Raw genomic sequence first — 14,135 nt, forward strand, 5'->3', positions numbered from 1 at the left:
AAGGACCAGGCTGCAAGAATCCAGGGCCCGCCTATCCGGGGTGGGCTGAAAAATTTTGTTGGGAGTTTCGTAATGGCAGTTGCCTCCGGTGCCTATAAGAAAGCCCTCGAGGGCGATCAGCAACCTAAACAGGTGCTGGTCAAAATCGACCGGGTCACGAAGAAGTTCGACGAGACGGTTGCAGTCGATGACGTGTCGCTGCAAATCAACAAGGGCGAGATCTTTGCCCTGCTCGGCGGCTCCGGCTCGGGTAAATCCACCTTGCTGCGCATGCTGGCCGGTTTCGAACGGCCAACCGAGGGGCGTATTTTCCTCGATGGCGTGGACATCACCGACATGCCGCCCTACGAGCGGCCGATCAACATGATGTTCCAGTCCTACGCCTTGTTCCCGCACATGACCGTGGCGCAGAACATTGCCTTCGGCTTGAAGCAGGACAAGATCCCGGCTGCCGAGATCGATGCCCGCGTGGCCGAGATGCTCAAGCTGGTGCAGATGAGCCAGTACGCCAAGCGCAAGCCGCACCAGCTGTCCGGTGGCCAGCGTCAGCGCGTGGCCCTGGCCCGTTCGCTGGCCAAGCGTCCGAAACTGCTGCTGCTCGACGAGCCCATGGGCGCGCTGGACAAGAAGCTGCGTTCGCAAATGCAGCTGGAGCTGGTGGAGATCATCGAGCGCGTTGGCGTGACCTGCGTCATGGTAACCCACGACCAGGAAGAGGCCATGACCATGGCCCAGCGCATCGCCATCATGCACCTGGGCTGGATTGCCCAGATCGGCAGCCCGATCGATATCTATGAAACGCCGACCAGCCGCCTGGTGTGCGAATTCATTGGTAACGTCAACCTGTTCGAAGGCGAAGTGGTGGACGACGCCGAAGGCCACGCGCTGATCCACAGCCCGGAGCTGGAGCGCAATATCTACGTGGGCCACGGCGTCAGCACCTCGGTGCAGGACAAGCGCATCACCTACGCCATCCGCCCGGAAAAACTGCTGGTGACCGTCGAGCCGCCTGCTGGCGAGTACAACTGGTCGCGCGGCAAGGTCCATGACATCGCCTACCTGGGCGGCCACTCGGTGTTCTACGTGGAGCTGCCGTGCGGCAAGCTGGTCCAGTCGTTCGTGGCCAACGCCGAACGCCGTGGCGCACGCCCTACCTGGGACGACCAGGTGTACGTGTGGTGGGAAGATGACAGCGGCGTGGTACTGCGCTCATGAATACAAAAAAACTCAAACGTGCCCTGCAACGAATAACGCCCGGCGGCCGCCAGTTTGTGATTGGCGTGCCGTTCCTGTGGCTGTTCCTGTTCTTCATGCTGCCGTTCTTCATCGTCTTGAAGATCAGCTTCGCTGAAGCGGACGTGGCGATCCCGCCGTACACCCAGATCTACACCTTCGTCGACCAGAAGATCCAGTTGCTGCTCAACCTGGGCAACTACGCGATGCTGGGCGACGACGACCTGTACATCTCGGCGTACCTGGGCTCGCTGAAAATGGCGTTCTTCAGCACCCTGCTGTGCCTGGTGATCGGCTACCCGATGGCCTACGCCATTGCCCGTGCCCGCAAGGACATCCAGACGGTGCTGTTGCTGCTGATCATGATGCCGACCTGGACCGCGATCCTGATCCGCGTTTATGCGTGGATGGGCATTCTCAGCAACAACGGTCTGCTCAACGCCTTCCTGATGTGGACTGGCTTGATCGATCAGCCGCTGCAGATCCTCAACACCAACCTGGCGGTGTATATCGGCGTGGTCTATTCGTACCTGCCGTTCATGATCCTGCCGCTGTTCGCCAACCTGGTGAAGCACGACGAAAGCCTGCTGGAAGCCGCATCCGACCTGGGTTCGAGCACCTTCAACAGCTTCTGGAAAATCACCATTCCGCTGTCCAAGAACGGCATCATCGCCGGCTGCATGCTGGTGTTCATCCCGGTGGTGGGCGAGTTCGTGATTCCTGAACTGCTGGGTGGCCCGGAAACCCTGATGATCGGCCGCGTGTTGTGGCAAGAGTTCTTCAACAACCGTGACTGGCCGGTGGCGTCGGCCCTGGCGGTAGTGATGCTGGCGATCCTGATTGTGCCGATCCTGCTCTTCAACCGTAGTCAGGCCAAAGAGATGGAGGGCAAGGCATGAAGCGTTTCAGTTTTTCCAACCTGATGCTGGTACTGGGCCTGCTGTTCATCTACCTGCCCATGGTCATCCTGGTGATCTACTCGTTCAACGCCTCAAAGCTGGTGACGGTGTGGGGCGGCTGGTCGGTGAAGTGGTACGTGGGCCTGCTGGACAACACCCAGCTGGTGAGCTCGGTGGGCCGTTCGCTGGAAATCGCCTGCTACACCGCCATCGCGGCGGTGGCGCTGGGCACCCTGGCGGCGTTCGTGCTGACCCGCGTCACCCGCTTCAAGGGCCGTACGCTGTTCGGCGGCCTGGTGACGGCGCCGCTGGTAATGCCCGAGGTGATCACCGGTCTGTCGCTGCTGTTGCTGTTCGTGGCCATGGCCCAGTCCCTGGGCTGGCCTGAAGAGCGCGGCATCGTCACCATCTGGATCGCCCACACCACGTTCTGCGCCGCCTATGTGGCGGTGGTGGTGTCGGCCCGTCTGCGCGAGCTGGACCTGTCCATCGAAGAAGCAGCCATGGACCTGGGCGCGCGGCCGTGGAAGGTGTTCATGCTGATCACCATCCCGATGATCGCGCCATCGCTGGCGGCGGGCGGCATGATGTCGTTCGCCCTGTCGCTGGACGACCTGGTGCTGGCCAGCTTCGTGTCGGGCCCGGGTTCCACTACCCTGCCGATGGAAGTGTTCTCGGCGGTTCGCCTGGGCGTGAAGCCGGAGATCAACGCCGTGGCCAGCCTGATCCTGCTGTCGGTGTCGATCGTGACCTTCCTGGTATGGTTCTTCACCCGCCGTGCCGAAGAGCACCGCAAGCGCGCCATTCAGGCGGCGATCGAAGAGGCTGCGGCCGACGGCTGGAAACAGCCTGATCCGCGCCGCGCGCAGCAGCCAGCTGCGGCCTGATGGTGCGCGTCGCCTGATGACGCCGCCTTCGGCAGCTGTTACACAACGGCGGCGTCTGCATCGCGGCCAAGGCCGGCTCCTACCACGGACAGCGTAGGAGCCGACCTTGGTCGCGATGCGGACACCGCTATTTATCCTGACACGATCCCGCACCTGTGGGAGCGGGTTCTACCCGCGAAAAGAACACCGCGAAGTATCTGAAGCACCACCGCGTCCTCTTCGCGGGCAGAGCCCGCTCCCACATGAAGACAGTTGCTGCTACAGGGTTTACCGCCCCTGTAGCAGCGGCCGTAAGGCCGCGTCTTACGCGCCGGGCACCAATCTCAGCGTGCTCATCGTCCCCTTCGCCACATCCCCCTCCTGTATCAGCGCCTGCCGGTACTTGCCCTCGATGTAATCCTTCGCCTGATCGCTGTAATGCGCGTCGAACAACACCCCGCTTTGCCCCACCGGGTTGATCGTCAAGGCATGCGCCGGGTCGGCGAAATCGATGATGCGGCGGGTCGACGGGCCATAGCTGACGTGCCACGGCGCGGGGCCGAGTTTTGCCGAGAGGTTGTCAGGCACTTCATGGGTGCCTGGCGCGGCGAACGGGCCGACGTTGAACAGCTTGTCCAGCGGCTGCTGTTTGCCCAGCGGATGGCCGTGGGTGAGGGTGTGCGCCTTGCCCCATTGCCATTTTGCGCGGTCGTCTCCCAGCGTCGCCTGCAGATGGGTCAGGCTGTTGCGCCAGGCCTTTTTCACGGTTTCGGCACGGCCTGCGGGCCCCCACCATGGTGAATCGGCATCGGCTGCCAGCCGCGGCAGGGCGCTGTCCAGGTCGCGGGTGGTCAGCAGGGTGTCGAACATGGCGTCGCCCAGCTTGTCGTGCATGGCCGCGTAGGTCACCTCATACAGGAACTGGGTGAACAGCGTGGCGTTGGTGGAATCCAGCGGGTAGTCGCCGTGCCACTGGCCAAGCTGCTCCACCAGGGCCTTTTCCTGCGGGTCGCGGACCACCTCGCGCAGCACCGGCAGCAATGGCTGGAGCACGCGCTGGGCGTAGCCGGTGCGGTTGCCCAACTGCAGCGCCTGGGTGTTGCGCACGTCCCATTTCACGCTGGGATCATCCAGCTGGCTGAACAGCTGCTGGCCGCGATCGGCCAGGTTGTAGTAACCGGGGATGGCGATGCCGGTGGGCGACAGCGGCTGGAAATTGGCCGAGATAATGAAGCCGCGGCTGGGGTTTTCTTCCTGCGGGTTGGCGCTGAACGGGTAGAACCCCAGCTTGTCGGCGTCCGGACCGCTGCCGTCGAGGATGAACTGCGGCTGCACGCCTGCCGGCCGGATGGGCAATTGCGCGGCGGCCCACCAGCCGATGTCGCCCTTGGCGTTGGCCCACATCAGGTTCAGGCCGGGCGACTGGATTTTTGCGGCGGCGCTGCGCATCTTCGCCAGGGTATCGGCGCGGTTGACCTCGTAGAAGCCTTCCAGGATCGGGTTTTCCGATTCCAGGAATGACCACCACATGGCGATCGGCGTGGCGGGTGCGACCTTGCCCAGCGCGTCGTTGATGATGGGGCCGTGGGGCGAGCGGCGCAGGGTGATAGTCACTGGCTGCTCGCCCTTGACCGCGACCTGCTGGGTGCTGGCCTGCAGGTCGGTCCATTGGCCGTGGTACCAGACCTGGTTGGCGTTTGCCGGGTTGACCTTCTCGGCCACCAGGTCCAGGTCGTCGTTCTGGAACATGGTCAGGCTCCAGCCGAAGTCCATGTTCTGCCCCAGGGCGGCGAAAGGGTTGAGCGGCTGGTGGTAGCCGTACAGGTCGAAGCCGGGTGCCGACAACTGCGCCTCATACCACACCGCCGGCACCGAGAAGCCAATGTGCGGGTCACCGGCCAGCAGCGGCTTGCCGCTGGCGGTGCGCGTTCCAGAGATGGCCCAGGCGTTGCTGCCCTCGTACTGTGGCAGGCCGGCCTGGGTCAAGGCCTGCTGGCTGAGCTGGGCGACGGTGTCCAGGCTTTTCCAGTCGCTGGCGGCCAGGGGCAGCACGCCTTGCGGGTGCCAATCCATATCGAAGATCTTCAGATAGCCGGGGCCTAGCTTGTCGCGCACGTAGGTCAGCAGTGGCTCGGTGCGGAAGGCTGCGGCGAAGCTGTAGGCCATGTAGCCGGCGACGCTGAAGGTGTCCTGGGCGGTGAATGGGCGTGGCTTGATGCCCAGCACGTCGAACTCGAGGGGGCGCGGGTGGCTGGCCTGGTATTGGTTGATGCCGTCCAGGTAGGCCTGCAGGGCCTGCCAGGCCGGTGACTGCTTGTCCTGCCGGGCCACGTACACCTCGGCCTGTTCGCGAATGCGCAGGCTGCGGAACAGGGTGTCGGTGGCTACCAGGTTGGGGCCCAGCACTTCGGCCAGTTCACCACGAGCCAGGCGGCGCATGATCTCCATCTGGAACAGCCGGTCCTGGGCCTGCACATAGCCCAGGGCACGGTACAGGTCGGGCTGGTTCTGCGCCTGGATATGCGGCACGCCACGGTCGTCGTAGCGCACGCTGACGGCGGCGGTGAGGTGGGGGAGGGTGAGGTCGCCACTGCGCTGGGGTTGCTTGCCGTGGATATACCAGGCGCCGCCGGCCGCAGCGGCGGCGATGAGCACGGCGAGGACGCTGAGGCTGCGTTTCATCGGGTGTCCTTGTTCGTTACGGTGCGGGGGCATTCCATGGGCAGTAGCAACCCTGGGCCAGGGTATGGGTGGCATTGACGTGCCGGCCCTCGGTCAGCGCTTTCAGGATCGGCTCGATGAAGCTGTTGCTCGAATTGCACGTCGCCCCTTCGCTGTAAGGGCCGAAATAGGCCAGGTGGCCTTGGTGGTCCCAGATTGCCACGGCGGGGCTGGCGGGGATGTGTTCGCTGCCGGTTATGGCCGCAAGGGCCTTGAATGTGTCCAGATCAGCAGGCAGTCGGCCGTGGCTGCCGGTTTTTTGTACAGCATAGAACTGCACGCCCTGGGGGCTGAAGGTGGCTTGCAGCTCGCCCAGGTGTTGCTGGTTGGCGACGTTGCAGGGGCAGGCCGGGTCCCAGAAGTGCACCAGGCGGATGGGGCCGGGGCCGGCCAGGGCGTCGGGAAGCTTCAGGCTGTCGCCTTCAAACAGCGTGGCGTGCTCGCTGAAGGCGCGGATGTAGCGCGACTGGAACCAGCCGTAGGCCACCCACAGGGTCACTGCGCAAATCAGGGCCAGCAGGCTGAGAAAAAGGGTTTTGCGGCGCGAGGCAGACATAAAGGCTCGGTCCGTGGCAGGACGCCTAGCTTGCCATGCCGGGCCAGACAGAAGAATATCGGCTTTGTGTTTATTCGCTTTCGACTGCGAGACCTTATGCCCGCAACCTTCCGGCCGGATGCGCTACGCGCCGGCCTCAAGCCCCTGGCCCAACGCCAGCCGCTGACTGCCGAGGCTCAGGCCTACCAGCGCTTTTATGGCATCGACTTGCCGTGCGAAAGCTGGCTGGGGCGTTTCGAGGCGGTTGGCTTCGAGCTAGTCAGCCAGGTGTGGCTGCCGCCTGCGCCGGTGGCCACCTTGTTCCTGCTGCATGGCTTCTATGACCACATGGGCCTGTACCGGCATGTGATCCGCTGGGCGCTGGACCATGGCTTCGCGGTGATCTCGGCTGACCTGCCGGGGCATGGCTTGTCCAGTGGCGAGCGCGCGCGTATCGATGACTTCGACGATTACCAGGCGGCCTTGCGCGGCTTGTTCGTGGAGGCTGACAGCATCGGCCTGCCCAAGCCTTGGCACCTGCTGGGGCAAAGTACTGGCGGCGCCATTGTCCTCGACCACCTGCTGTACCACGGCCTGGACAGCCCGGCCCAGGGCCACAGCATCCTGCTGGCGCCGCTGGTGCGGCCCAAGGGCTGGCGCTGGTCGCAGCTGAGCTATCACCTGCTCAGCCCCTTCGTCAAAGGCATTGCCCGGCGCTTCAGCGAGAACACCAACGACCCGGACTTCATGCCCTTCCTGCAGGCCGACCCGTTGCAGCCCGTGCGGCTGCCCACCGCCTGGGTCGGCGCGTTGAAAAACTGGATACCGCGCATCGAAGCCGCACCCCATTGCCCGCGTTCGCCGCTGATCATTCAGGGTGACGATGACATGACCGTGGACTGGGAGCACAACCTGAGCGTGCTGCAGAGCAAGTTCCTGGCCCCACAGGTGCTGATGTTGCCGGGGGCGCGGCATCACCTGGCCAATGAAGTGGCACCGATTCGCGAGCGGTACTTCGGGTTTGTGGATTCAAAACTGTAACCGCCGCACCTAATGACGCGACCTCTGTAGCAGCAACTGTCTTGTGGCGGTACACACTGTGGGAGCAAAGCTTGCTCGCGATGGCATCGACGCCGTAATCCAGAAAAACCGCGTCGCCTGCATCGCGAGCAAGCTTTGCTCCCACAGTGTGCACCCCGCTTCTGTAGCAGCTGCCGAAGGCGGCGTCATGGCCAGCGCGGTGTGCCTGCTGCTACGGGGGCGCAGTCAATTACCCTTGCGCGGGTTCAGGCTCGAGGTGCTTTGCCCCACCGCCAGACTGGCGCGCACGGCGGCCAGGGCGGCCTGGTAGTAGGCCTGGCCTTCAGGCGATTCGGCGAAGTTGGCAAATTCCTCCAACTCCGGGTCGGACAGGTCGCGGTACACGTACAGCAGGGTGTTATCCAGCTCACCGCCAATCTGCGCCATCAGCCGCTGACGCTGGCCATCGAGCATGCCCTGCGCCTGGTCGCCACCTAGAAGGCCGGGAATCATCTGGCTGAGGCTGTCGGCCGCGACGCCGGCGATGGCCAGGCTGACTTCGGCGCCGGCCTCGCGGGCGGGCAGGGCGCGGGACAGGTGGCCGATGATCAGCGTGCGGGTGTCGCTGGCTTCGATGTGCGGCAGGCCCTGGGCGTTTTTGGCCAGCTGGTCGCGGCGGGTGGCCAGCAGTTCGGCGGCCACCACTTTGCGGCCCAGCGGCGACTGGAAGAAGGCCAGGGCCGGGTTGGGGTCGGCCAGGGTCTGGCGCAGCCGCGCTTCGGCGCGCTGGTCCATGGCCTGGGGGGCGAAACGCTGGTCGCTGTTGTTCACCAGGGCCTGGAACACCGCGGGCGGCAGGCTGTTCTGGTAGCGTTGCTGGGCTGCTTTCAGGGCATCGGTGAAATGCGCCCGCTGCTCCGGCCAGCCGGCGACCTTGTACAACTGGTCGTGACTGTCTGCCCACGCAGGCAGGGCGCAGCACATGATCAAAAGGAAAAACAAACGGCGCATCAGGGACTCCTGTCGGCAGGCCGTCATTGTCCTTGGCCAGGCGGGGCTTTGTCGAGAATTCGTATCACTCCCTGCAACATAATCGACGTGCTGCAACTGGGGAGCCAAGTGGCTCTGTCCGTTTCGCGGGCACATGGATACTATGCGCGGCATGCAAATATCCTCTGATCACCCGCTGCTGTTAAGTATCGTCGACGACCTGGCCGAGCGCGGCTGGTCGCAGCAAGACCTGTTCCTGCCCCAGGCGCTGACAGCACAGCTGGCGGCCGAGTGCCGCCAGCGCGCCGCCCAGGGCGAGCTGGCGCCTGCCGCCGTGGGCCGTGGCCCGGCGCAGGAGATCCGCGAGGGTATCCGCGGTGATCGCATCCAGTGGCTGGAACCTGGCGAGTCAGCGCCATGCGACCAATACCTGACGATGATGGACAGCCTGCGCGAAGCCCTCAACCGTGGGCTGTTCCTGGGTCTCGAGGACTTCGAATGCCATTTTGCGCTGTACCCGCCGGGTGCGTTCTACCGCAAGCATGTGGACCGCTTCCGTGATGACGACAAGCGTATGGTCTCGGTCGTACTGTATTTGAACGATGCGTGGCAGCCGGAGCACGGCGGCCATCTGCGTATGTACCTCGAAGAGGGCCGCGAACACGACGTGGCGCCGACCGGCGGTTGCCTGGTGGTGTTCCTGTCGGGCGAGGTGCCCCACGAAGTGCTGCCGGCCCTGCGTGATCGCCTGTCGCTGACCGGCTGGTTCCGCCGCCGTGGCAATGAGCCGTTCTGATATGCACAAGATACTGGTCAGCCGCTGCCTGCTGGGCCACCGCGTGCGTTACGACGGGGGCGCCAGCGGGCCTTTCGATCAGCTTGATGTGTGGCTGGCCGAAGGGCGCGTGGTGGGGTTGTGCCCGGAAGTGGCCGGTGGCCTGCCTACCCCGCGCCCTGCGGCAGAGATTCCGGGCGGGCAGGGCGTGCAAGTGCTCGACGGCCAGGCACTGGTGCTGACCGAAGCGGGGGAGGACTTCACCGAGGCGTTCATGCGCGGCGCCCAGCTGGCGCTGGAAACAGTGCGCCGGCATGGCATCCGTATCGCGGTGCTCAAGGCCAACAGCCCGTCGTGCGGCAACCTGTTGACCTACGACGGCACCTTCACCGCCACCAAAGTGACCGGCGAGGGCGTCACCGCAGCCCTGCTGCGCCGCGAAGGCGTACAAGTATTCAGCGAACTGCAACTGCCCGAAGCCGCCCAGGCCCTGCAGTCCCTGTAGCCGCTGCCGCAGGCCGCGCTGGCCCTGTGCCCCGCTGGAGATCTTCAGTGAAATCGAGGGCCAGCGCAGCCTGGCGGCAGCGGCTACGTGAAACCTGCGCAAGCCCCGGTCTAAAGGGCTGCGAAATGGTCTAAGGTATCTCCAGACAAAACCAGAAACATTCCCTGGAGACCACCATGAAATCTCTTTTTGCCCGCGCCGCCGTTGCCGGTCTGCTGATGAGTGCTTCCCTGCTGGCCACCGCTGACGACCTGAAAAGCGTCGAAGCCCCGGCCGGTGCCAAGGTGTTCATCGTTTCCCCCGAAGACGGCGCGACCGTCGACAAGACCTTCACCGTGAAATTCGGCATCGAAGGCATGAAGCTGGCCCCGGCTGGCGATGCCACGCCTGGCACCGGTCACCACCACCTGCTGGTGGACGTCGATCAGCAGCCGCCAGCCGACCAGCCACTGCCGGTCACCGACCACATCCTGCACTTCGGCAAGGCGCAGACCGAAACCACCCTGACCCTGGCACCGGGCAAGCACACCCTGCAGTTGCTGCTGGGTGATCGCTTCCATGTACCGTTCAAGCCAGCCGTCGAGTCGAAGAAGATCACCGTGACCGTCAAGTAACCCCGGCGGGTTTGGCGCCCAACAAAAAGGGGAGGCTGATTAGCCTCCCCCTTTTTTCATGCTTGTGCTCAGTGACGCCGGCGGAAGTCATGCATGAACTCCGTGAGCTGCTCCACCGCAGGCAACGACAGGGCGTTGTAGATGGAGGCGCGCACCCCACCGATGGCCCGGTGGCCTTCAAGCCCGGAAAAGCCCAAGGCCCGGCTTTGTTCGAAGAACGCTTGTTGCAGGCGCTCATTGGGCAGCGTGAACGCCACGTTCATGTTCGAACGGTCCGCCTTGTTTGCCCAGCCCTGGTAAAACCCTTCAGCCTCGTCCAAGGCTGAATATAACTGCTGTGCCTTGAGCCGGTTGATGCCTGCCATGTTCTGCAGGCCACCGATGTCATTTAACAGCCAGCGCGTGACCAGCAGCACCACGTAGATGGCGAACACCGGCGGGGTATTGAGGTTGGAGCGTGCTTCGATATGACGGCGGTAGTTGAGGAACGACGGCAAGTCATCCGACGCCTTGCGTGCCACGGCATCGCGCACCAGCACCACGGTGACGCCGGCCGGGCCGATATTTTTCTGCGCATGGGCGTAGATCACCGAGAACTTGTCGGCATCGCAAGGCTTGGACAGGAAGTCCGACGACATGTCGCAGATGCGCGGTACGTCATCACGGCCCAGCACCCGGTGGAACTGCAGGCCTTCCACGGTTTCGTTGGCGACATAATGCAGATAGGGTGCGTCAGCCGAAAACGTAAGCTCGTCATCGGTAGGCAGGCGGCTGTAGCGGCAGGCTTCACCACTCCAGAGGGTCTTGATCGGCCCTTCACGCCTGGCTTCCTGAATGACTTTGCGGCTCCAGTAGCCCGAGTCGATGTACTCGGCCGGATGCTCGCTGCCGCGCAACAGGGTCATGGGCACCATGGAAAACTGTTGGGTCGCGCCACCTTGCAGAAACAGCACGTGGAAGTCCTGTGGCAACCCCAGCAACGTGCGGATATTGCTTTCGGCTTCCTCCACTACGGCAGCGAACCAATCGGAGCGGTGGCTGATGCCCAGGATCGACAAGCCGACCTCCGGGACTTCCACGATAGCCTGCTGGACCTGGGCCAGCACCGTCTCGGGCAAGGCGCCGGGGCCTCCGGAAAAATTCAGGGCATTACGCGGGTTAGTTGCCATAGACCTTGTCATCAAGACGATTGGACGGTGGGTTGCCCAGGCTGCTGGGCACTGCGGTGCACAAGCAGGTCGTGAAGGGCTGTCTTCACTTTCTGCATGTGATGCTGCTTGTTGGGGAACACGGCTTCCAGGTCCATGGCGTGAATCACCATGGCCGGGTCGATCTCGAACACCAGCAGGTCACCGTCACGCGTTTGCGCGCAGTCAATGCCCAGGTAGTCCAGCCCGGTGCGTTCGGCAATGGCTTGCAGGGCGCCGGCATGGCGCGCGGCGAATGCCGGGAAGTTGTCCAGGAAGCGGGCTTCTTCGGCACGGCGCTCCTCCAGCTCGTACATCCGGGCGTTGAGGTAATGGATCATCCAGTTTTCCGACGTTGCCATGTGGCAGGCGTACGGTTTGCCGTCGATGAGGAACACGCGCGCCTTGCGGAACAGGCCATCATCGGCCGCGCTGTAGTCAATGAAGCGGGCGAGGAAGTATTGCGCTGCTTCGACGCGCGACAGGTAGCCGTGGATATCCTCGGCCGAGTTGACGCGCTCCAGGCCGTGGCCGCCGTGGGTGCCCACCGGGCGCAGGATAATCGGGAAATCGATCCCGCCGGTGACATCCTTCAGGGCCAAGCTGCCGCGCGCCACATCCTGCAGGGTGGTCGGGGTGATGCGCTGGACCTGGGCCATGGTCAGCCCCGGCACGCCTTGCAGCAACTGGCTGGCGACATGGCGCTCGGACAAGGCCACCTGGCTTGGCGTATTGATGACCGGGAGCGGCCAGCGGCTCAGCGGTTCTTCGAGCTGCGCCAGCACCTGGCGGGTGCCGTCGGCGGCACTGATGCCCACCAGCACCACGTCGTGCTCGGGAATGGCCACCTTCAGGGGCTCGTCCGGGCTGACGTAGTAGTAGATCAGCTCCACGTCCGAGTCTTCCAGCAGGCAGTCAACCGGCACGTTGGCCGACAGTTCGCCCGGCACCATCAGTATCAGCAGGCGCAGACGCACCGGCTGCCGCGGCTTGATGTGGTACACCCGCTGCAAGTCCAGGGCATGGCCCAGCATTTCCAGGCCGATTGCCTGGTGGCCAAGGCACATCAGGGCTACCGACAGGTTGAGGTGCAGCTCGGCATCGTCTGGGGCCTGCTGCACCCCAGCAATCATGTCGGCGGCCTGCTGGGTAAAGTCGATGCCGGCGATGCTCATCCGCAGGAAGGGCGCCAGGCCTACGAATGCGGTGGTTGCACGTGGCGTGGAATCAGGGGGAGTGACGGGCGAATTATTCAAGCGGCTTGCTCTCGTGGACCGATGCAATACGGATAGTGTCGGACTGTAGCACGGGGTTTGTCAGCTTTCAGTGAAGGCGTCGTTACCGTTGCGACATAATACCGTACGTGGCCAGGGCACTCGTCGGCAGGCGTTGTGAGGGCCAAAAAAAAGAGGCCCGAAGGCCTCTTTCTTGATGACGCAGGCTTGCTTAGAACAGAACGCGGCTACGGATGGTGCCTTTGATCTGTTGCAGCTTGGCCTGGGCCAGGTCCGAGTAATCGGCGTCCACGTCGATAACCACGTAGCCGACTTTCTCGTTGGTCTGCAGGAACTGACCGGAGATGTTGATGCCGTTTTCGGCGAACACCTTGTTGATCTCGCTCAGCACGCCCGGGATGTTCTCGTGGATGTGCAGCAGACGGTGCTTGCCCGGGTGAGCCGGCAGGGCCACTTCAGGGAAGTTGACCGACGACACCGAGGTACCGTTGTCGCTGTACTTGACCAGTTTCTCGGCCACTTCCAGGCCGATGTTGGCCTGGGCTTCGGCGGTGGAACCACCGATGTGCGGGGTCAGGATCACGTTGTCCAGGCCACGCAGCGGGCTTTCGAAGATGTCGTCGTTGGAGCGTGGCTCCACCGGGAACACGTCGATGGCGGCGCCGATCAGGTGCTTGTCCTTGATGGCTTCGGCCAGGTGGTCCAGCTCGACCACGGTGCCGCGGGCGGCGTTGATCAGGATGCCGCCCTTCTTGATGGCGCGGATTTCCTTCTCGCCCATCATCCACTGGGTAGCAGCGGTTTCAGGCACGTGCAGCGAGACGATGTCGGACATGCCCAGCAGCTCGGTCAGGCTGGCAACCTGAGTGGCGTTGCCCAGCGGCAGCTTGGTGATGGTGTCGTAGAAGAACACCTGCATGCCCAGGCTTTCGGCCAGAACCGACAGTTGGGTACCGATCGAGCCGTAGCCGACGATGCCCAGCTTCTTGCCGCGGATCTCGAAGGAGTTGGCCGCGCTCTTGATCCAGCCACCACGGTGGCAGGAAGCGTTCTTCTCGGGGATGCCGCGCAGCAGCAGGATAGCCTCGGCCAGCACCAGTTCGGCTACCGAACGGGTGTTGGAGTACGGGGCGTTGAACACGGCGATGCCGCGCTCGCGGGCCGCGTCCAGGTCTACCTGGTTGGTGCCGATGCAGAAGCAGCCGACAGCTACCAGTTTTTTCGCGCAATCGAACAGCTCTTCAGTCAGCTGGGTGCGGGAGCGGATACCGATGAAGTGTGCATCGGCGATCTTTTCCTTCAGCTCGGCTTCTGGCAGCGCCTTGATGTGGTACTCGATGTTCGTGTACCCGGCGGCCTTGAGGACGTCGACGGCGGATTGGTGGACGCCTTCGAGAAGAAGGAACTTGATCTTGCTCTTATCGAGAGAAGTCTTGCTCATCTGCGTAAACCTGTGTCCCGGAGAAAAAATGGCAGGGGGGATGAAGCCAGTCGCAGAATCGGCGCAAAGCGCGATTAGCGGGGGGCGTATGCTAGCATATCCCCCCCTTGATAA

General features: G+C 63.6%; 13 protein-coding genes. 7 read left to right on the forward strand and 6 right to left on the reverse strand.

Features of this window, described 5'->3' with window-relative positions:
• Positions 1–72: 72 nt before the first annotated feature.
• Genes potA through ACZ9GA_RS29840 form a run of 3 tightly spaced genes read left to right on the forward strand, consistent with a single transcriptional unit; the run spans position 73 to position 3,019 of the window.
• A complete protein-coding gene (gene potA / locus ACZ9GA_RS29830) occupies positions 73–1,215 on the forward strand; it encodes a polyamine ABC transporter ATP-binding protein (protein ID WP_457358666.1) in 1,143 nt (380 codons plus the stop codon).
• Positions 1,212–2,132 (forward strand): ABC transporter permease subunit, encoded by a 921-nt coding sequence (locus ACZ9GA_RS29835; RefSeq protein ID WP_457358664.1) that lies wholly within the window; start codon positions 1,212–1,214, stop codon positions 2,130–2,132. Before potA ends, ACZ9GA_RS29835 begins: the two co-directional genes overlap by 4 nt.
• Positions 2,129–3,019 carry an ABC transporter permease subunit gene (locus ACZ9GA_RS29840; protein ID WP_457358662.1) on the forward strand — a complete coding sequence of 297 codons (891 nt, stop codon included), beginning with the start codon at positions 2,129–2,131 and terminating at the stop codon, positions 3,017–3,019. Before ACZ9GA_RS29835 ends, ACZ9GA_RS29840 begins: the two co-directional genes overlap by 4 nt.
• Before the next feature lie 303 nt (positions 3,020–3,322).
• Here the strand turns inward: ACZ9GA_RS29840 and ACZ9GA_RS29845 are convergent, their stop codons facing one another.
• Both ACZ9GA_RS29845 and ACZ9GA_RS29850 read right to left on the reverse strand, forming a co-directional pair.
• Complete coding sequence (locus ACZ9GA_RS29845; RefSeq protein ID WP_457358660.1) at positions 3,323–5,680, reverse strand: penicillin acylase family protein; 2,358 nt, start codon at positions 5,678–5,680, stop codon at positions 3,323–3,325.
• 16 nt (positions 5,681–5,696) lie between these two features.
• Positions 5,697–6,275 carry a DUF6436 domain-containing protein gene (locus ACZ9GA_RS29850; protein WP_457358658.1) on the reverse strand — a complete coding sequence of 193 codons (579 nt, stop codon included), beginning with the start codon at positions 6,273–6,275 and terminating at the stop codon, positions 5,697–5,699.
• A 96-nt stretch (positions 6,276–6,371) separates the two neighbouring features.
• Here ACZ9GA_RS29850 and bipL point away from each other — a divergent pair, with 96 nt between their 5' ends.
• Positions 6,372–7,295: a phospholipase BipL gene (gene bipL, locus ACZ9GA_RS29855; RefSeq protein WP_457358657.1), complete on the forward strand. Its 924-nt coding sequence runs from the start codon at positions 6,372–6,374 to the stop codon at positions 7,293–7,295.
• A gap of 225 nt (positions 7,296–7,520) precedes the next feature.
• Here bipL and ACZ9GA_RS29860 read toward each other — a convergent pair whose 3' ends face one another.
• Positions 7,521–8,285: a DUF2059 domain-containing protein gene (locus ACZ9GA_RS29860; protein WP_457358656.1), complete on the reverse strand. Its 765-nt coding sequence runs from the start codon at positions 8,283–8,285 to the stop codon at positions 7,521–7,523.
• A gap of 142 nt (positions 8,286–8,427) precedes the next feature.
• Between ACZ9GA_RS29860 and ACZ9GA_RS29865 the strand changes: the two genes are divergently transcribed.
• The 3 genes from ACZ9GA_RS29865 (at position 8,428) to ACZ9GA_RS29875 (ending at position 10,158) form a co-directional block, all read left to right on the forward strand.
• Positions 8,428–9,060: a 2OG-Fe(II) oxygenase gene (locus ACZ9GA_RS29865; protein ID WP_457363622.1), complete on the forward strand. Its 633-nt coding sequence runs from the start codon at positions 8,428–8,430 to the stop codon at positions 9,058–9,060.
• 1 nt (position 9,061) lies between these two features.
• Complete coding sequence (locus tag ACZ9GA_RS29870) at positions 9,062–9,544, forward strand: 2-thiouracil desulfurase family protein (protein WP_457358654.1); 483 nt, start codon at positions 9,062–9,064, stop codon at positions 9,542–9,544.
• A gap of 176 nt (positions 9,545–9,720) precedes the next feature.
• Positions 9,721–10,158, forward strand: coding sequence for a DUF4399 domain-containing protein (locus tag ACZ9GA_RS29875; protein ID WP_457358652.1), 438 nt, complete (start codon positions 9,721–9,723; stop codon positions 10,156–10,158).
• A 68-nt stretch (positions 10,159–10,226) separates the two neighbouring features.
• Here ACZ9GA_RS29875 and ACZ9GA_RS29880 read toward each other — a convergent pair whose 3' ends face one another.
• The 3 genes from ACZ9GA_RS29880 to serA form a co-directional block, all read right to left on the reverse strand.
• Positions 10,227–11,327 (reverse strand): phosphoserine transaminase, encoded by a 1,101-nt coding sequence (locus ACZ9GA_RS29880; protein ID WP_457358650.1) that lies wholly within the window; start codon positions 11,325–11,327, stop codon positions 10,227–10,229.
• A gap of 11 nt (positions 11,328–11,338) precedes the next feature.
• Positions 11,339–12,601, reverse strand: a complete 1,263-nt coding sequence (locus ACZ9GA_RS29885; protein ID WP_457358648.1) for an ATP-grasp domain-containing protein — start codon at positions 12,599–12,601, stop codon at positions 11,339–11,341.
• A 190-nt stretch (positions 12,602–12,791) separates the two neighbouring features.
• Entirely contained in the window at positions 12,792–14,021 is a 1,230-nt protein-coding gene (gene serA, locus ACZ9GA_RS29890) for a phosphoglycerate dehydrogenase (RefSeq protein WP_455921643.1), read from the reverse strand.
• Positions 14,022–14,135 lie beyond the last annotated feature (114 nt).

The sequence above is a fragment of the Pseudomonas sp. TE3644 genome (assembly GCF_056278815.1).

Bases quoted from the DNA above. Each gene is read 5' to 3' on its own strand.
- potA (WP_457358666.1), top strand. From the start codon at position 73: ATGGCAGTTGCCTCCGGTGCCTATAAGAAAGCCCTCGAGGGCGATCAG.
- ACZ9GA_RS29835 (WP_457358664.1), top strand. From the start codon at position 1,212: ATGAATACAAAAAAACTCAAACGTGCCCTGCAACGAATAACGCCCGGC.
- ACZ9GA_RS29840 (WP_457358662.1), top strand. From the start codon at position 2,129: ATGAAGCGTTTCAGTTTTTCCAACCTGATGCTGGTACTGGGCCTGCTG.
- ACZ9GA_RS29845 (WP_457358660.1), bottom strand. From the start codon at position 5,680: ATGAAACGCAGCCTCAGCGTCCTCGCCGTGCTCATCGCCGCCGCTGCG.
- ACZ9GA_RS29850 (WP_457358658.1), bottom strand. From the start codon at position 6,275: ATGTCTGCCTCGCGCCGCAAAACCCTTTTTCTCAGCCTGCTGGCCCTG.
- bipL (WP_457358657.1), top strand. From the start codon at position 6,372: ATGCCCGCAACCTTCCGGCCGGATGCGCTACGCGCCGGCCTCAAGCCC.
- ACZ9GA_RS29860 (WP_457358656.1), bottom strand. From the start codon at position 8,285: ATGCGCCGTTTGTTTTTCCTTTTGATCATGTGCTGCGCCCTGCCTGCG.
- ACZ9GA_RS29865 (WP_457363622.1), top strand. From the start codon at position 8,428: ATGCGCGGCATGCAAATATCCTCTGATCACCCGCTGCTGTTAAGTATC.
- ACZ9GA_RS29870 (WP_457358654.1), top strand. From the start codon at position 9,062: ATGCACAAGATACTGGTCAGCCGCTGCCTGCTGGGCCACCGCGTGCGT.
- ACZ9GA_RS29875 (WP_457358652.1), top strand. From the start codon at position 9,721: ATGAAATCTCTTTTTGCCCGCGCCGCCGTTGCCGGTCTGCTGATGAGT.
- ACZ9GA_RS29880 (WP_457358650.1), bottom strand. From the start codon at position 11,327: ATGGCAACTAACCCGCGTAATGCCCTGAATTTTTCCGGAGGCCCCGGC.
- serA (WP_455921643.1), bottom strand. From the start codon at position 14,021: ATGAGCAAGACTTCTCTCGATAAGAGCAAGATCAAGTTCCTTCTTCTC.